Here is a 16,208-nt window from a genome sequence, read left to right on the forward strand (position 1 = left end):
GCAAAGGAGTTTTTTATGAACACCATGACCAAAAGCCTGGTAGACGAAGGCCTTGTGCTGAAATGCCCTGGCTGCGGAGAGTGCTCAAGCGTATCCCGAGAGTACATTGACGCGAAAGATAGTCCTATGTCCTCGCAATACGAGAAGGGGGAGATTGCACCGATCCGTCACGCCAGCGAAGAAGGCTGGGAGTGCGGCCATTGCCACGCCCTCAACTTGCAGGATCTCTGGTACGAACCGGTGATCGCGAAGGGACACATGCTTACCTTGCGCCACTAACGCTAAGAAAAGGGGCGTGGCTTTCGCGCCTCCCTCTTGTACTAGCAGCTCTTACGTTGCCTTTGGCACGTAGGGGCTTTCACATGAAGCCCGGGATGTACCCAGGCAGATAGGAGATGAAAAATGAACCCAATGAAAGTGCGATTTGCTGGCGCTGACTGTGTTGCCAGCTTTGACCGTTACACCAGCACGATGAACGTGGCGATCCAGCTGTTCGACGCCGTGGACGGAGTGCCGGTCTGTACCGCGACGGTAAACGTCGATCCCTTGGAAGATGGGATGTGCGCGGTGAAGAACTGGAGCGAGAACGACGGGATGGAAGAAGCGTTGATCTCGGCAGGCATCATCGAGTCCGAGGTCTGCGACTACCAGCGTAGCGGCTATATCTCGGCCCCAGTCTACCGACTGACCGAAGCCGCGCGCGAGGCCGTCCAAGCTACTGTGCCGAGGTGAGTCATGGCTAAAAACCTCAATGAGCAGCAGCGCAAGATCCTGGTCGATGCTCTGGTCAACGATTACCTCGACAGCATGGACAACGACTCGGGTTACGCTGAGTACGTAGTCAGGCAGGGTTTTTCCGGGATCGAGCACCGTTCCGACGATGATCTCATCGCTGACTGTCGCTCGGCCGGCCTGGAGCACGCCATTGATGAAGCCGGTTTGCTATTGAGCCGCTTTGTCGTGTCGTATATCGACGGAAAGGACAGAAATGACGTGCTTTTTGTCGATTTCCAGGCAGAGGACTTGGATCATGCAGTTGAACAGTTCGGCTCCTGGGCCAGTTCTTTCGAGGGCGGCATGGAAATGTTGTACGGCATGCCCGGATGGGTGTACGACCTTCAGCCTGGCTCGCAGGTTGTGTGGCGAGACCCGGACGCCGGCAAGACCTCCGGGATCTACTCGGTAGTCGGGATCAACACCGACAGCGGCCGCGTCGAGAACAGGGATACCGTGATTCGGCTCAAGAACGACGCCGGTTCCGAAGCCGAAGCTCTGCCTCGCGAGCTATACAAACCACTGGACGAAACGCAGGAAAGCGTCGGGGTGGCCGCGACCAAGTTCGTTGTCCGAGTCGCCGACCTGAGGAAGTGGGGGCAGTTGGACCCGAATTCTGAGATAGGCGAACCGGGCGACGGTGCGTGGGATTCCCACACGACCCTGATGGACCTGATTGACGAAGCACGAGAGCTCATTGGCGTAACAAAAGCCGATCCGCCGCCTCCCGCCCAAACTGCCCCGATGCCCACGCTGGCAAAGGACGCAGGCTGAGTTGATCCTCTCTAGCCCTCGGTTGCCATGTGCACTGAGGGCTTCTCTTATTGTGGGTTGTTGGTCAAATCAAAGGGCAAGGCTTGTAGCTGACCCATTCGGGCGGCGGCTATTGCTAGGAGATCTCTATGCAAGCAGTGAAAGAAATTACCCTTGAAGTAAACGAAAAAAACCTCATGAAGAGTCTGCGCTTCGCGTTCACCACGAACACCACGCTTTTCAAAGAGCTGATGCAGAACGGCGACAGGGCCGGCGCCTCGGAAATCCGTATTGCCCTCGAATCTGATGGCGATAACACCATGGTTGCGGTCATCGAGGACAATGGTTGCGGGATCGACGACTTGAGCCTTCTGCTGTCGGTCGCCGTAAGCGGATGGTCCGATGAGGTCATGCAGCACCGTTCCCCGTATGGCCTTGGCTTCCTGGCGGCGCTTTATGCGACTGAGACCATCGAGGTCGAGTCGCGCGGCTTCAAGGCGGCGTTCGATTCGCAGGCTGCGCTGGCATTCCAGCCGGTCCTCGTTGAACCGCACGCTGAAAGCGCAAATAAACCTGGCACACGACTCGTTCTTCATGGGCTGAAGCTTGGACTCGGCGAAGCGCGTGGCGCGATCCAGCGCTTTGCAAAGGGATTCCCGGCTCAAGTGATTCTGGATGGCGCTGAAGTCGAGCGTTGTTACGCCTTGGACGCGGCAGACCGGATTTTCGTGCAAACACCGATTGGCCTCGTTTCGATGCCTTGTCTTGAAACTGGCTATACGCACGAAAGCACGGTTTGCTACTTGCAGGGGTTCTTCATTTACTCAAGCTCCAGCCATTTCGACGGCAGATCTCCCACAGTGATCCACCTCGACCCGGAGAAATTCGCTGCACGGATGCCGGACAGGGACGTGCTAGTCGACCAGCACGACCGCGTGAAGGAGATCGAGAAAGTGTTGTCCTCGCTCTGGCGCGAAACGCTCATCCAAAAGAAGGTTGAAATGCCGGCGACGGAGTTCCTCGACCATTACCATGCGGCCATCCAGATGTACGGGGAGGAACTTGCCAACGACATCCCGTTGTTGTCACGGCATAACGTGGAAGTTTTCACGGAAATGCCGTTCATGACGCACGACTGGGACGATTTCACCGGACATCCCAAGGAACACATCACGAAGGAAGCTGTAGAGCGTGGCAGGGTGCTCTTGGTTGGGATCGAAGACGGTATCGAGGATGACGTCTCCGCCTGGAACTACGCTTGGCGTCGCAAAGCAGTTGTTGTGCCATCGTATCTGCATGACGGCCATTGGGCCAATCCGTATGTTCTCCGGATTGCTTCAATGAAAACCGATGCCGTGATTCGTGGGGAATACGCCCGTGGCCGGATGAGCGGGGCCTATGTCTACAGCGAGGTCGTGCTCTGCGAGGATTTCGTTCTCAAAGCGGAGGACGAAGACGGCAACAGCCTGGACGTGCAGATCATCGATGACGAAATCATGTTCGCCGGCAATGTTTTTTTAGTCCCCAGGAATGCCAAGTCGTCTGGCTGGGCGGTTCGTCAGGCTTCCAACTTCGAGAATGAGCATGATGAATTCCTCGAAGATAAGCAGGATGCCGACGATACTGAACTTCTCCGGAAGATTCAGGAGTTGCGCGGTCTGCCGCCTGCTGAAGTGCTCCAAGGCCTCATCGCGGAGCACTACTGGAAACTGGAGAACTACCCGTCCTTGATCGGAAAGACCTTTACGATTGCCGTTGATATTGATGGCAAGTTCGAGGTCGCCGAGTTTTCCCTTAAGCAGTAACCCCAACCCCTGTGTCGCCATGTGCGCCAGGGGTTATTTTTTGCCCAAAAAGCGGCCGATTTTCACTCTTCGGATCAAGGGGTCGAATTGGTATCTTGTCAGGGTCCCATTACCTGCGAACCCAACATGAAAAAGCTCTCGAAGCTGAAACAGGCCAAGCGCTTGCTGGCTGACATCACCGCCCCGGCGGATCCAGACGTGTTCATCGAAATGCTCGATGTGTTCCGGGAGGCCACCGGGACAAACGGCGCTGTCGAGGGCCAAATTAACCTTGACCAGGTGGGGAGCATCGGGGAGGGCGGGAAGGTGCCCGATACGCCGCTGAATCGCGGAATGGCGGGTGTGTATGCGGCCTTGGTTGAACGCGACGTAAAGGCTCCGACTGGCTATCTGGTACGTCTGGGGGCCTTGTCTCAACTCTTTGTCAGCCCGGAGATTGTCGAGCGGTACGTGGTCGACGGTGGCGAGAATGGGGAGCCGAACGTCAACCCCGTGCTGCTCAAAGCCGCCGCGGTCGCTCGGTTCTCGGTTGCACCCAAGAAGTTCGGTTTCGTTATCGAGGATGTGCTCGAAAAAGCGGCCAATCTGGAGTCCTTGGAAGAAGACAGCCAGGAGGCGGCGTGAAAAACCATGCCTTTTTCGAGTGATCCGCCAAACCCTGCGGCTGAACCGTTATCAGCGGCCGTTACGCAACCTGTCAGTCAGTAAATGTTAGACCACGAGGGTAAACGAATGGCAACCCGAGCCAACCGCGCCAAAAAGCCCACCGCCTTGAAAACTGCGGTCCAGGAATACATGAACGAGTCTCATCTGGAGGAATTCAAGGCAAGCCTCTTGCAGATGCGCCAGAAGTGCTTGATGGACATAGAGAACGCAAATGAGGGTGGCAACGAAGAACTGTCGCCGGCTCCGGACAATGCAGACCGCTCCGACCAGCGTATGGAGATCGAGAACCGTGCGCGCAACATAGAACGTCTGGTTAACTTGAAGCGAGAAATCGAAGCCGCACTTCGCCGCATTGAAGGAGGCGAATTCGGCTATTGCGAGGAGTCGGGAGATGAAATCGGCTTGGACCGACTGCGTGCCAATCCGCTGGCTCGCTACTCCTTCGAGGCGCAAAGCCGCCTGGAACACCTTGGGAAGCTTCGGGCTGCAGCATGAGCAGTGTCAAGCAGAGCGTCCTCATCACCGGCTGCTCCTCCGGAATCGGTCTGGAAACGGCCAAGGCGCTTGCCGCCCGCGGTTGGCGTGTGTTTGCCACCGCGCGCTCGGCAAAAGACGTCGACGAGCTGGCGCACGCGGCATTCGAGACCCTGCAGCTCGACATGGCTGACAGCGAGAGCATCCGCAATGCGGTAGCCGACGTGTTGGATCGTACTGGTGGCACGCTCGATGCCCTATTCAACAACGCCGGTTACGGCCAAATCGGGGCCGTTGAGGATCTCACGCGCGACGCGCTGCGCGAGCAGTTCGAGACCAACCTGTTCGGCGCAATCGAACTCACCAATCTCGTGATTCCCATCATGCGGCGCCAGGGCCACGGCCGCATCGTCTTCAACAGTTCCGTGCTGGGCTATGCCGCCTTTCCCTATAGAGGGGCCTATGTGGCCTCGAAGTTTGCGATGGAGGGTATTTGCGACACCTTGCGGCAGGAAATGGCCTGCACAGGTATCGTCGTGAGCCTCGTTGAGCCCGGACCAATCGTCTCCCGTTTTCGGGAGAATTGCCTGCCCCCATTCAAGCGGCATATCGGCTGGCAAACCAGCGTCCACAGCAAACAGTACGAAGCCCAGCTCGCACGGTTGAACAAGCCCGGCCCGGCTGCACCGTTCACGCTACCGGCCTCTGCGGTGGTGAGGGTCGTCATCCATGCCCTGGAATCGGGTCGTCCGCGACCCCGCTACCAGGTCACTTTCCCGGCCATCCTCTTCTGGTGGATCAAGCGCTTCCTGCCCGTCCGTGCCATGGATTGTCTGCTAAGCAAGGCGTCAGGTACCGGAACCAAGTGAAAATGACGCGCTACTGGGCTGAGCATTTCTGACGTGAGGAGACTGCCATGGCACGAAATGTCACGGCGGCTGTTCTCGGCCTTCCCGCCATCACCCGCCGGCACACAGCAGGGGCCGACGCCATCCTCGCTGAAACCGCACGCGGAAGCTCGATCCTTGAATCCGTCCGTTGGCACATCCGCGACCTTCCGCAAACGCTCCAGGTGACTTCGCCCCACGGCTAAAGCTCGAGAGGCGTATCAAGTGACTTGGTGAAGCTGCCATGCCATCCAGGACTGGAAATCCCTGTCCTTGGCTTCCGGAAGGAAACTGGCATGCAACTCTGGTCGCGCTTCCGCAAGCCACTGGCAGAACAGAATGAAATACATCCCGTCCAGCTTTCCCGGCTTGAACATTATGCGGTCCTGCGGTCGTGCGGCAAGATGGTCCTCCATGAGCTTGTCACGCTCCTCCGGGGGCATTGCTTGAATCGCCGGGGTGAGAATGCCGCGCTGGTGCGCTGCAAACCTCTCCTGCAGGGTTCGCATTCGCTGTTCTTCGATCTCCTGCTGCTTCTTCTTTGCCGCCTCCTCGAGAAGTCTGGCGTCTTCCGCTTCGCTTTGCTCCTCGCCTTTGGCAATGTTGGCCAATATGCCACGGAAGAACGCTACCCTCGAATAGACCCTCGAGCCCTTGTTGCGTAGACGGCTCTCCGCTATCGGCAGTCGTTTTAGCGCTTCGGCGACCTGGTCGTAAGGATACAGCTGGCTCAAATTTGAAATCTCCTGCTCGGGGAAGCCGATGTCTTCGAGCAGTTTGAGCGACTCAGGCGGCCAGCCAAGCGGGAAATCAAACCCTTTCTGCAATTTAGGCACGAACTTGAATCGAAGGCGAACTACCCGGCGGCCGGACTTTTCTTCCTTGAACTCCACGGTGTGGTTGAGCGCTGGGTGCGCGTTCAGAATTTCCAGCCCTGGTACCAGATACCGACGCTTGAAATCCTTGTAGTCGCTCACTTTCTTGGCGCCTTTTTGGTCGACTTGCACAAATCGGCTCGGTCCGATGATGAGGTCGATCCAGGTCGCCAGGTCCAGCGCGGGCGTTACTTTCGCCGACGTGCCTATGTAACGCCAGATGTTCTGGTACAGGCCGAAGGCGGCTTCTTGGCCAGGACCACTGTCGCGCCCAATTCCGCTCAGCACCGTCCACGAGAGGTTTGCCCACATGTTCGGCTCAAGAAACCAGAGCAGAATTTCAGGTTCGAACGCGAAGCGCGTGTAGCCAAGCTTCTCACCCACACCCTTGTCTCGCCTGATCAGGAAGGGGGCGACCGACTCATATTGGACCGTCCCATCTTCGCCGAGCACGTTCCACGCAAAACGGAAGCCGACCAGCTCGGCCAAGGTTTCGTGAATGCGTTCCATGTTCGAAGCGCTCAATCCAGCAAGCCTTGCCAATTCCTTGGTACGAATCTCGAACAGGGGGGTTGCACGGTCTTCTCGGACCTTTCGCACTAGCGCCTGCGCCTGCTCTTTCCTCCTCGATCGGAGGTCCAATTGAACGGCCAGCGGCAGGGCCTCAAGGAGCTTGCGCGCGGAGAGCTTCAGGGAGACGTCCCGTCGTTCGGGTATGGAATGGATGGCGGCGACTGGCTTGCGGTAGAGATTGATTGCCTCCGGCAACAGGAGTTCGTCGGAGTGAAACAGGTTTTCTTGCTTGCCGCGGGTTTTTGGCTCGTCGGCCAAGATCTCGAAATGATCGCGCAACTCGTCTTCTTCGGTCACAACCTTCAGCAATTCAGGCATTGGCTGATCCGTCGTGGCCTCGTTTTCGGTAGACTGTACCGGCGATGTCCTAGGCTGTTTTGTCTTGTCGCGATTCATTGCCTTATCTGTCGGTGTGGTGGCATCACAACTAAACTTGACGCCATCATAGCACTTGCCATGGTGGCAGCAGGTGTCTTTCGTGTGCCATCAAAGCACTGAGGTTATGCCAAAACGCCACCTTGCGCAGATTTGCCACCTCACTCTGCAGAACCGCCACCTTGCCCATGCAAAACAGCCACTTTGGCGCGCAAATACGCCACCGTGGCCATGCCGAAACGCCACCACATGGCTTATAAATCATTGTTTATATTGAATAATGATGGGTTGAAACTCTTGGGAGTGTTTCGTAACTCTACAAACAGTCGTTGTTGTTTAGTTCAAAATGAGCCAGTTCAAACCCCCAGCGCTCTGGTTGAATGGTGGCTTTTTTGCATACGTTAGGCGTATGTGGGTGGTAAAAGTGGCGTATTGGCATACGTAATAGGTATGTACGGTAATCAACGAGGGCGTGCATACGAAATCTGTGCACATGGGTATGTGAGTCGGTAAACTACTGGGCATGGCCGAGATAAAGGACCCACGCGGAAAGCTTCTCCTGGGAGAGGCGGTCAGGCTGCTCGTGCAGTCCGGAGTCTCTGGCGTGGCGATCACCGACTTCATTAATGAATATTCCGAAGTTGTCCAAAGCAGCCTAGTCGAACAACAGGCGCCCATCAGCGACCTCAAGGCTCAAATGAAAGAGGCGGTTAGAGAGGTGCTGCATGAACTCGCGCCACCTTCCAGAAGGGCAGGCGCTGAAAAGCGAAAACGTGTCCCGGTAGTTGTCGACGGCCTGAGAACCTCTCTCTCACTGCACGCCAGCCTGCTTTCAAAGACTGAGGACACGCTTGGCACCAGCAAACAGGCGCGTCTTCTGCTCAACGAGCTCGCAAATTCCAAGCCGGCTGACCATCCCAATCGTTCCGCCTGGGTCGAGGAGCAGCTGAGGCACCATTTGACGCTGATCAAGGCCGAGGCCGCCATTAAGACGGCGCACTAGAGGGGCCGGGCCATAGATTGCCCGTTTAGCAGGGCTACCGGGCCCCAATCTGGCCTTTTTTGTTGTCCGAGACCCAGAAGGTTTTACTCCATTCCTCATTTACTCATATCAATTGATCATTTGATGTTGAGTAATGCATCATTTGCGCTTATCATTTACTCACATCAATTGAGTAATTTCTCAAAAGGGGTGAGTAAATGATTCTCGTGGTCGCAGCGGAAAAAGGCGGGGTGGGCAAATCGACCATCGCCTTGAACCTGGCGGTGCATCTCGCCGTGAACGATGTGGATCTGGTGCTTGTGGATACCGATACCCAACGCACTTGTGCGCAATTTGTTGACCGGCGAGACGAAGCCGGCATCAAGCCACGCATCCATTGCATCCAGCGCACCGGGAATGTTGCCAACACCTTGCGAGACCTGGACACCAAGCATCAAGTCGTCATCGTTGATGCGGGCGGACGGGATTCCATCGAGATGCGGTCTGCCGCGACAGTAGCGCAGCTGATGCTGGTCCCGACAGGGGCTTCACAGCCGGACCTTGAGACCATGCCAAGGGTGAACGAGATCATCAAGACGGCAAAGGTCTACAACCCCAATCTGCAGGCCTTTGCGGTGCTTTCCATGGCTTCCCCCAACCCGCTGGTGTCTGAAACGACGGAAGCCCAGGATCTGTTGCAGGAGTTTTCCGAGATGCACTTGGCAGATACGGTCATCAGATCCCGTCAAATCTACAAGCGAGCTATGGCAGACGGAATTGGTGTCGTTGAGACAGACCACGGCCAGGCAAAGGCAGAGATCCAGCTGCTGGCGCAGGAATTCATCGATCTTGAGTGATGCATTTGAGTAATTGAGTAGGAGGGTTGCCATGTCCAAATTCAAGGTATCAACCAAAGGGCGGGAAAAAGCTCCGGTGCCACCAGGGGCTGGCGTGAAAAGTGTCGACAAGTTCATTCAAGGGGCGGCACTGGCCGATGCGGTCACGCAGGGGAGGGGGGTCAAGCCGATGCGCCTCAATCTAGAGATTGACGTCGAAATTCACCGCAAGCTCAAGATTCGGGCGGCAGAGCGCGGCGTCTCGATCTCAAAGCTGGTTCGGGACCTGATCGACAAAGAATTGGAAAGCTGATGCACTGACCCTGCTGCAGGAGGAGGAGGCTCGCAGGGCCTGTCGCTCAATCCTAAAAGCAACGTCGTAGTCATCCCTTCGGATGGCGCGTATGCGAGGAGAATAAAATGTTTGATCTATTGGAACCCGATGCCATGTCGGTGGCGGTCTACACGCCGCTGGACGGGCTTATCGCGGAGTATCGCCAGAAGCGGGCTGCAATCGTGGAAATTGCCGGTTACGTGGCGGGCCAAACCGATGTCATGACCTATTTTCTGAACGGTGCCCAGGTGGAGCACGGCTATGGTTCGCTTTCCGCGAACAACCTGTTCCAGGCTGACCACGCGATCCGTTCCCTGGACGCCTACTACTGGTCGATGGCCATGAACCTCACGGATGTCCTCGAGGTCATGGACGCCAAGCGGCGCAACGAATGGTCTGAGCAGATCCGCGGGCACAAGACTCCACCGTTCGAACCAGAAAACGTCAAGGCGACCCTGCAGGATCTGATGGCCCAGCGCCAGAAGTTCTTTGCCGAGCGTATCGATGGCCTGTTCAACAACCTGAGCGATGAGCATGTGACCAACAGCCCAATGGGGTTTGGTAAACGCATGATCATTGGATGGGTGCTCGACAGCTACGGCTTCGTGAACCACAGTCGCGTCGAATATCTGCATGATTTGCGGACAGTCGTAGCCAAGTTCATGGGACGTGGAGAAGTGCCGCGAGGACTCACTTACAAGGATGTGGACGCCATTCATAGGGCACAAGCCTATGGGGAGTGGCATTCCTTCGATGGCGGGAGCTGGCGCATTCGGCTGTACAAGAAGGGCACGGCGCATCTCGAAATTCACCCCGAGATGGCCTGGCGGCTTAACCAGGTGCTCGCCTGGCTGCATCCTGCAGCCATCCCCAGCGAGTTCCGCAAAAAGCCTTCGAAGCCCCGCAAGGAGTTCGACCTCAGGGTGGACCTCCTTCCATTCGAGGTCATCACCGAGCTGGAGAACGGCTATCTGAGTTCAGATGGACAGCGCCTGACGTTCCATTCCCCCGTGAAAGAGGCGACACGCCGTGCCCTGGAATACGTCGGAGGTACGCCGGAAGGCCTGTTCGGATGGGCTTTTGACTACGACATCACGGAAGTCCGTGTCGAGATCCTGCGTCTGGGCTATCTGCCGGAGCGAGTCAGCCATCAATACTTCCCGACCCCGCCTGGACTGGCGTGCAGGGTGATTGAGATGGCTGAGATTGGGCCTGATGACACGGTGCTGGAGCCAAGCGCCGGGCTGGGTGGCATTGCGGACCTACTGCCGGTGGATCAAACCACCTGCGTCGAGATCAGCAAGCTGCACTGCAAGGTGCTGGTGGCCAAGGGTTTCAATACGGTCTGCACCGACTTCCTCGCCTGGAATCCTGGAGTGAAGTTCGGCAAGATCGTGATGAACCCGCCGTTCGCAAACGGCCGAGCCATCGTGCACCTGCAACACGCGGCGTCTTTGTTACAGGATGACGGCGTGCTGGTGGCGGTGATGCCTGGTTCCCTGGTTAGAAAGCAGCTGATTGAAGGTTACGACCACGAATGGAGTGCGCCTGTTCAAGGCGAATTCGAGGACACGGGCGTTTCCGTCGCAGTTGTTCGACTGACCAAGGAGGCTTCTAGCCAATCCCTTTTCGGGTAACCCTCTCCAACCACCAATTCGCTTGCCGATTGGTGGTTTTTCTTTTGGCCGGAATCGGTGTCCCAATGTCGATTGGGACACCTAAAGAATTCTTGTGAATGGCTGGAACAGCGCGGTGAAGACTAGCTGGCGATGTGACGTAGCAATCAGGCGTCGATGACCTTTTCATCGTTGTCATGCGTGCTCATCTGCGCGATACGGTCGTTGTCCTTCTCACGGATTACGGCAGCCACCTCCGCAGGCAGAAGCTCGAGCAAGGCTTCCCTGGTCATGGTGTAGCCCTTCATGTCCATAATCTTGAATTTCAGCATGGGCGGGCAGGCGCCGCCGTTTTTGGCGAGCGACAGCTGCTGCTTCTTGACGCCCAGCCGATCTGCCAGAGCAGTTAGCGTCAAATGGTTCGTCTGCAGCAGGTATTCGATTTCTTCAGGCCAGTTTCTTTGGGTCATGGATCAATTTGTCAATTAGTCGTTGACACTTGTCAACGACTCGTTTACACTAAATTCATCTTAGCACTTTCTGGCGACTCAACACGACAGCAAAACTGCCGTAAATAGGTTGTAAGGAAGTGGAGTCGGAACCGACTCAAAGTATCACTGACACAGAGATCTTGGCCCGGGTTTAATCCCTGGGCTTTTTTTTGGGGAGGGCCAGTGTCTCGGTGACTTCCTTGTGCATCTTCGCGAATTCGGTGTGCAAGTATTGACTGGTTGTGGAAACGTCCTCGTGGCCCATGTAATCCCGCGTCTTTACCATATCTACGCCGCTGCCCACCAGATGGGTTGCTGCCGAATGCCTAAACCAGTGCGCTGAAGCCTGGGCGAGCTGCGCAACGGCATAGGTGTCCCCCTTTGCCATCATTTCGTTCTTCGTGCCGTCCAGAATCTCCTTCAAGAGCTTGTGGATGTGCTGGCGGGACAGAGACCTGCGAATCCTGCTGCCCTGCGCGTAGCGACTCGAACACAACAATGGCGTTTCATCGCCTGGGAGCGGCCTGCCTGACAGACCAATGGACTCACGATATAGCGCGCACTCATCCAGAAATTCCTCCGAGATTGGGACAGAACGCCATTTGTCACCCTTCCCAAGAACATCCAACCCCCAAATGTCGTTGCCTTGCTCGTCCTTGGATCGCCTGACCTGGCCCATCTTGTTGATTGCCACCTCGGAAATTCGCATAGCCGTCTGGTAGAGCACGACAATAATCCAGCGCCGGCGGGCCTTCTCGGCTTTCTGTTCGTCCGTGCCCTCAGGCATCTGCTCAATATGCTCAAGCAAATACACGATGGTTGGCTTGTCGAGGTATCGTGTGACGCCGCGTTTATCCTTGATTTGGCGGGGCTTCATCAGGGAAAGCGGGTTCCCCTTCAAGTAGCCGGCTTGCACTAGCCAGGAAAACATGACGTTGATGATGATCATGGCCTGTCGTGCTGAAGCAATGGAGAGCGGGCCATTGAATGGCCTCCACTCAGGGTGCCCAAACGGTCGCTTGGTGGGATTTATCCACGTTGTTGCTGGAAACGGATTCAACAGGAATTCGCGGTATTCAACCAAATCCTCATGGGTCAGCTCCGAAATTGGCATTCCCTTGTTGGTTACTGCCCAGAGCACGAGCCGGCGCACTTCCTTGAGGTAGTTGGCATGGGTCGTTGGCTTGATCTTGAACGCGGCGAGCCATGCATTGATCGCAGACAGGTCATCCCGAGCCCGGATAATAGTGTGAGCTGTCGCCGGCGCACGATTCTGGCCAACCCAGAACTTTGGCGCCATCGGAAGGCTGAAAATCTCTGGCAAGCCATCGCCTGTCAGAGTCAGTTTGGACGCCTTCATCAGGGTTGTCTTGCTGCTCATACGCGTTCATCTTCCAAGACGCACCACGATTCGATGATCGAGGCGACGATGTTGGCGTCCTTCTTGCTGAGCTGCTCCCCCGATCGCAGGCGCTTAACGATATCGGGCACGTTCACCCTGGCGATTTCATCTTCTGTTACCGGTTCCTGCTGCGGTAGGGCAGGGCGCGCGTAGTCGCGCTTGAAGCCTGACAGGATCGGGAAAAGGAGCTGGCGGTGGTCGAATTCGCGGAGCCAGTCGATGACTTTATCGCCTACCTGCAGCCCCTTGAGAGCGCGCGTCATGGCGACGTAGTGGAGGTTGATCTCCTCCTGGTCCGGGTACTCCGGCTTGCCGGTTTTCTTGTCCTTCCCCACGGCAAGCTCGGCGTAATCGTCCAGCAGGCGCACGTGTTCCCACTCGAGGCCCTTCGCCTTGTGCGCGGTGGTGAGGATGATCTCTTTGCCGGTAATCACCGACATGGTTTCCTTCCGGATGCGCTCGACCAGCCCGGGAATTGCGCTGCCGTAAGTGTCGACGATCTTGATGAGCGAGATGGACTCGCGGTCTTCGAGGCTCTCGGCGTAGCGTCGGAATTCCTCCCAATCCTTGAAGGCCTGAAAAAAGCGGTCCTTGATGAGCCCCAAGGTTCTGTTGCTCAGGTAGAAGGCGTCCAGTATGGACGACATGCGGTAGTTCTCCACACCACCCAAGTAAGCAAACGGCCGTCCGGCCAATACATGGCTCACCGCCTCGCTGAACAAGGCGCTGTTGGACCGGCTAATGACCGTGTGCGGCGCGTCGGCGTTGATGCCCCATTGGGTTATCGCCGCACCCATACCCCTGAGCGGGCGTTTCTCGCCGCGCCAGTCTTTCAGGAGCATGGTGGCCAGGCTGGCAAGGCCTGCGCCAAATCGGAACGAAGCAGTCAGGAACATCTGTTCGTCGGCAATGTGTTTGAAATCCTCCATCGCATTCACGGCGCCACGGAAACCGTAGATTCCCTGGTATGGGTCGCCCACCAGAATCTTGCGGCAATCCTGCTGCTTCACAATCGCGTAGATAAGCTGGTTCGAGTCCTGGGCCTCATCGAGAAGGATGCACCCCTTTCGGATGGTGGGCCGGGAAAGCTGGAAAAGCTTGAGATAACCATCGTGAGGCATGGATACCCCGGTGTTGCCGCGGTCCTGCATCATGTCCCAAGCCTTCTTGGCGTAGTCCACGACCCGGCCAACGTGCTGCTCTTCGATGCGCACGCGGCGTGCGTGGTACGGGACGATGTCGTTATCTGTGGACGTGAAATATGCGTTCACGACATCCAGAACAACCCCAGCGGACACCAGATCGATCTCCAAGGCTTTGGCCAGCTGGTAAGGCTTTGGATTGCCCAGTTTGTGGGTGTAGTGGCGACCGAAGCCAGAATAGGCCAGGCCGTGCGTTGTCAGGCACTTCACATTGCCCGGAAATTTGGTTTCCGCTTCCTGCTTGATTGCCTTGTTGAAAGCCAGATAGAGGAATTGCTCGCGCGGCCTTCGCTTGGCGTATTCGGCCAGGACGCTGGTCTTTCCGCAGCCCGCAAAGGCGGTTACGAGAAGCGTATTGGCCTCGGTGCTGCAGATCGCTTCTTGTTCGTCAGTCAGTTGCATGTCGTGCCTCTAGGCGTGCGATGCGGCCGTCGATCCATGGAATGCTGCGGTCGCCGTGAATGTGTTGCTTGGCCCATTTGATGGCCTTGATCGTTAGGTCCGGTCCTGCTACCTCAACCGCGTAGTCGTCTGCCGATCGCTCGAACCAGTGCTGGATTCTGAACGTTGCCATGGCTGCCACGACAATCAATCCGATAAAGGCCCAAAGCTGTCCGTATGGCGCGAAGTGGTTGCCTGCGAACGCTATGAGCAGTTTCCCGAGCTTGAAAAAAAGCAGGATGAATGCAAACCAAAATACCGAGTGGAGTTTATGCAGATGTCCAATCTCATGGGCGAGGATCGGGCGAACCAGCGGCCTCGGGCAAGCTTCCACAACATCACGTGTTACCGCGATGAAAGGCGGGAACGCAAACACCCCGGAACGTGTAAACCAGAACATGGGCAGGTACCAAGGAGTGAACAGACCGTGCTTCTCGACAACTCGAATGGGGAACCGCGAAAGAAGTGTGCCTTCGGACAACCGCCTTGCCTCTTTCTTCCAGTGCTTCACAGCGTTGTGGTCGAAAGTAAGCGGCCCTGATGTCACTGTTGTCGCGAAGTGGCCAAGCGCCAGTTTCAGCTTGGCAATCGCCGGGCGGTATCGATTGTCCGCCATGTCGACAAGCTGCCGCCTGACGTCACTAGAGGCGCCGATAGCACGCTCCTCATCTGTGTTGTCGTAAAGGTCGCTCAGCTTTATCCGCATTGCGCCAACATTCCCGGAATCAATGATGCGGTCGATAAATGCTGGATAGGTCTCACCATCCAGTCGCCGGAGGAGCTGGCACATCTCGATTTCCTCTTCCGTATATCCTTGTTCACGTAGGAAATCTGCTGTTGCATGTACAACGTCCTCGAGGACATCATGAAGCAGGGCGGCATGCTTCTCAGCTTCGGTTGATGCCGATCCCAGTCGCGCCATCACTCGCATGGGGTGGAAGTAGTAGGGCACACCGAGTTTGTCCACCTGGTCTGCGTGGAGGCTGGAGGCAAGCGTGATGGTGTCGAGAATGGAAGGGTGCTTGATGATTTTGGCTTTCCTTGCCCACGGCGAGATGCGCATTACATCCCTCTCATGGCTAGATAAATCTTCTGCGCCGTCTTGTCGCCTACGCCCTTGATGCCTTTGATGTCATCCAGCGAGGCGTTGGCGACAGCCTGGACGGTTTTGAAGTGCCTGGCCAGGACGATGGCAGTGGTTGCTCCGACCCCGGGCAGGCCTTCGAGGACATAGCGTGTCATGAGCTCGCTGGCGCTGGTGGTTGGTTTGTTGGCGCGCAGTGAAGGAACGTAGCCCAGGCCTTGCTGGCAATGCCGAGCCATGATTGCAATCATCGCTGCAGACTGCCTCGCATTGGCCGAATGCATGAGCTGGGCTCCAGTCAGGACAGCGATCCATGAGAGGGCTCCTTCGAGGGCAACCGGCTCAATGCAGGAGCGCGTGGAAAAAATGTCCCCTTCCACAAGAATCACGGCCAGGTCGCAAGTGGCCGCCATCATCTCAACCTGGGCGAACAGCCTACGGTCAAGGATGGAGGCGATAAAATCCGGTGCGCTCTTGCGCTCGACGACAGCACGCTCGCCGATCAGGTAGTCGCCGGCATCGAGGTCTCGCATGTTGGTGCGGATATTCTGGGTAGTACCGAGAATGCCTGGAATGCCCGAAGCCGCCTCCGCGGTATCGCAAACGATTTCAATGAAAACAGGCTCTTTTGCCGGCAT

The 16,208-nt window shown here is 56.7% G+C and carries 18 protein-coding genes; 12 read left to right on the forward strand and 6 right to left on the reverse strand.

Annotated elements, in window-relative coordinates:
* The first annotated feature begins 15 nt into the window (after positions 1-15).
* From B059_RS0115485 to B059_RS20910, 8 genes are all read left to right on the forward strand, one after another.
* Positions 16-279 carry a hypothetical protein gene (locus tag B059_RS0115485; RefSeq protein WP_018079163.1) on the forward strand — a complete coding sequence of 88 codons (264 nt, stop codon included), beginning with the start codon at positions 16-18 and terminating at the stop codon, positions 277-279.
* Positions 280-402: 123 nt separating this feature from the next.
* A complete protein-coding gene (locus tag B059_RS19355; protein ID WP_157273752.1) occupies positions 403-732 on the forward strand; it encodes a hypothetical protein in 330 nt (109 codons plus the stop codon).
* Between the two features lie 3 nt (positions 733-735).
* Positions 736-1,548 carry a hypothetical protein gene (locus tag B059_RS0115495; RefSeq protein ID WP_018079165.1) on the forward strand — a complete coding sequence of 271 codons (813 nt, stop codon included), beginning with the start codon at positions 736-738 and terminating at the stop codon, positions 1,546-1,548.
* A gap of 128 nt (positions 1,549-1,676) precedes the next feature.
* Positions 1,677-3,332: an ATP-binding protein gene (locus B059_RS0115500; RefSeq protein WP_018079166.1), complete on the forward strand. Its 1,656-nt coding sequence runs from the start codon at positions 1,677-1,679 to the stop codon at positions 3,330-3,332.
* 126 nt (positions 3,333-3,458) lie between these two features.
* Positions 3,459-3,956 (forward strand): hypothetical protein, encoded by a 498-nt coding sequence (locus B059_RS0115505; RefSeq protein WP_018079167.1) that lies wholly within the window; start codon positions 3,459-3,461, stop codon positions 3,954-3,956.
* Between the two features lie 108 nt (positions 3,957-4,064).
* Positions 4,065-4,493: a TraR/DksA family transcriptional regulator gene (locus B059_RS0115510; protein WP_018079168.1), complete on the forward strand. Its 429-nt coding sequence runs from the start codon at positions 4,065-4,067 to the stop codon at positions 4,491-4,493.
* Positions 4,490-5,341, forward strand: a complete 852-nt coding sequence (locus B059_RS0115515; protein ID WP_018079169.1) for an SDR family NAD(P)-dependent oxidoreductase — start codon at positions 4,490-4,492, stop codon at positions 5,339-5,341. Before B059_RS0115510 ends, B059_RS0115515 begins: the two co-directional genes overlap by 4 nt.
* Before the next feature lie 47 nt (positions 5,342-5,388).
* Entirely contained in the window at positions 5,389-5,565 is a 177-nt protein-coding gene (locus B059_RS20910) for a hypothetical protein (RefSeq protein WP_157273753.1), read from the forward strand.
* A gap of 15 nt (positions 5,566-5,580) precedes the next feature.
* Here B059_RS20910 and B059_RS0115520 read toward each other — a convergent pair whose 3' ends face one another.
* On the reverse strand, positions 5,581-7,125 hold the full coding sequence (locus tag B059_RS0115520) for a replication initiation protein (protein WP_018079170.1): 1,545 nt from the start codon (positions 7,123-7,125) through the stop codon (positions 5,581-5,583).
* Between the two features lie 661 nt (positions 7,126-7,786).
* On the opposite strand from B059_RS0115520, the gene B059_RS0115525 reads away from it, so the two are divergent.
* The 4 genes from B059_RS0115525 to B059_RS19360 all read left to right on the forward strand — a co-directional run bounded on the left by B059_RS0115525 (position 7,787) and on the right by B059_RS19360 (position 10,971).
* A complete protein-coding gene (locus B059_RS0115525; protein ID WP_157273754.1) occupies positions 7,787-8,185 on the forward strand; it encodes a hypothetical protein in 399 nt (132 codons plus the stop codon).
* A 197-nt stretch (positions 8,186-8,382) separates the two neighbouring features.
* Positions 8,383-9,021, forward strand: coding sequence for a division plane positioning ATPase MipZ (locus tag B059_RS0115530; protein ID WP_018079172.1), 639 nt, complete (start codon positions 8,383-8,385; stop codon positions 9,019-9,021).
* A gap of 31 nt (positions 9,022-9,052) precedes the next feature.
* On the forward strand, positions 9,053-9,313 hold the full coding sequence (locus B059_RS0115535; protein WP_018079173.1) for a plasmid partition protein ParG: 261 nt from the start codon (positions 9,053-9,055) through the stop codon (positions 9,311-9,313).
* 107 nt (positions 9,314-9,420) lie between these two features.
* A complete protein-coding gene (locus B059_RS19360; RefSeq protein ID WP_018079174.1) occupies positions 9,421-10,971 on the forward strand; it encodes a DUF4942 domain-containing protein in 1,551 nt (516 codons plus the stop codon).
* Between the two features lie 146 nt (positions 10,972-11,117).
* Here the strand turns inward: B059_RS19360 and B059_RS0115545 are convergent, their stop codons facing one another.
* The 5 genes from B059_RS0115545 to B059_RS19380 all read right to left on the reverse strand — a co-directional run bounded on the left by B059_RS0115545 (position 11,118) and on the right by B059_RS19380 (position 16,208).
* Complete coding sequence (locus B059_RS0115545; protein ID WP_018079175.1) at positions 11,118-11,420, reverse strand: hypothetical protein; 303 nt, start codon at positions 11,418-11,420, stop codon at positions 11,118-11,120.
* A 172-nt stretch (positions 11,421-11,592) separates the two neighbouring features.
* On the reverse strand, positions 11,593-12,822 hold the full coding sequence (locus tag B059_RS19365) for a tyrosine-type recombinase/integrase (protein WP_018079176.1): 1,230 nt from the start codon (positions 12,820-12,822) through the stop codon (positions 11,593-11,595).
* Positions 12,819-14,447 (reverse strand): UvrD-helicase domain-containing protein, encoded by a 1,629-nt coding sequence (locus tag B059_RS19370; protein WP_018079177.1) that lies wholly within the window; start codon positions 14,445-14,447, stop codon positions 12,819-12,821. The genes B059_RS19365 and B059_RS19370 overlap by 4 nt, the downstream gene beginning before the upstream one ends.
* A complete protein-coding gene (locus B059_RS20025) occupies positions 14,434-15,549 on the reverse strand; it encodes a M48 family metalloprotease (protein ID WP_018079178.1) in 1,116 nt (371 codons plus the stop codon). Before B059_RS20025 ends, B059_RS19370 begins: the two co-directional genes overlap by 14 nt.
* Entirely contained in the window at positions 15,549-16,208 is a 660-nt protein-coding gene (locus B059_RS19380; protein ID WP_169333087.1) for an ERCC4 domain-containing protein, read from the reverse strand. Before B059_RS19380 ends, B059_RS20025 begins: the two co-directional genes overlap by 1 nt.

The sequence above is a fragment of the Thiobacillus denitrificans DSM 12475 genome (genome assembly GCF_000376425.1).
GTDB classification, from domain to species: Bacteria; Pseudomonadota; Gammaproteobacteria; order Burkholderiales; family Thiobacillaceae; genus Thiobacillus; species Thiobacillus denitrificans.

Excerpts from the sequence above, each read along its gene's own strand:
- B059_RS0115505 (WP_018079167.1), top strand. The coding sequence starts at position 3,459 with ATGAAAAAGCTCTCGAAGCTGAAACAGGCCAAGCGCTTGCTGGCTGAC.
- B059_RS0115535 (WP_018079173.1), top strand. The coding sequence starts at position 9,053 with ATGTCCAAATTCAAGGTATCAACCAAAGGGCGGGAAAAAGCTCCGGTG.
- B059_RS0115485 (WP_018079163.1), top strand. The coding sequence starts at position 16 with ATGAACACCATGACCAAAAGCCTGGTAGACGAAGGCCTTGTGCTGAAA.
- B059_RS20910 (WP_157273753.1), top strand. The coding sequence starts at position 5,389 with ATGGCACGAAATGTCACGGCGGCTGTTCTCGGCCTTCCCGCCATCACC.
- B059_RS0115530 (WP_018079172.1), top strand. The coding sequence starts at position 8,383 with ATGATTCTCGTGGTCGCAGCGGAAAAAGGCGGGGTGGGCAAATCGACC.
- B059_RS19355 (WP_157273752.1), top strand. The coding sequence starts at position 403 with ATGAACCCAATGAAAGTGCGATTTGCTGGCGCTGACTGTGTTGCCAGC.
- B059_RS0115510 (WP_018079168.1), top strand. The coding sequence starts at position 4,065 with ATGGCAACCCGAGCCAACCGCGCCAAAAAGCCCACCGCCTTGAAAACT.
- B059_RS19360 (WP_018079174.1), top strand. The coding sequence starts at position 9,421 with ATGTTTGATCTATTGGAACCCGATGCCATGTCGGTGGCGGTCTACACG.
- B059_RS0115545 (WP_018079175.1), bottom strand. The coding sequence starts at position 11,420 with ATGACCCAAAGAAACTGGCCTGAAGAAATCGAATACCTGCTGCAGACG.
- B059_RS0115520 (WP_018079170.1), bottom strand. The coding sequence starts at position 7,125 with ATGCCTGAATTGCTGAAGGTTGTGACCGAAGAAGACGAGTTGCGCGAT.
- B059_RS0115515 (WP_018079169.1), top strand. The coding sequence starts at position 4,490 with ATGAGCAGTGTCAAGCAGAGCGTCCTCATCACCGGCTGCTCCTCCGGA.
- B059_RS19365 (WP_018079176.1), bottom strand. The coding sequence starts at position 12,822 with ATGAGCAGCAAGACAACCCTGATGAAGGCGTCCAAACTGACTCTGACA.
- B059_RS19380 (WP_169333087.1), bottom strand. The coding sequence starts at position 16,208 with ATGCCGGCAAAAGAGCCTGTTTTCATTGAAATCGTTTGCGATACCGCG.
- B059_RS19370 (WP_018079177.1), bottom strand. The coding sequence starts at position 14,447 with ATGCAACTGACTGACGAACAAGAAGCGATCTGCAGCACCGAGGCCAAT.
- B059_RS0115495 (WP_018079165.1), top strand. The coding sequence starts at position 736 with ATGGCTAAAAACCTCAATGAGCAGCAGCGCAAGATCCTGGTCGATGCT.
- B059_RS0115500 (WP_018079166.1), top strand. The coding sequence starts at position 1,677 with ATGCAAGCAGTGAAAGAAATTACCCTTGAAGTAAACGAAAAAAACCTC.
- B059_RS20025 (WP_018079178.1), bottom strand. The coding sequence starts at position 15,549 with ATGCGCATCTCGCCGTGGGCAAGGAAAGCCAAAATCATCAAGCACCCT.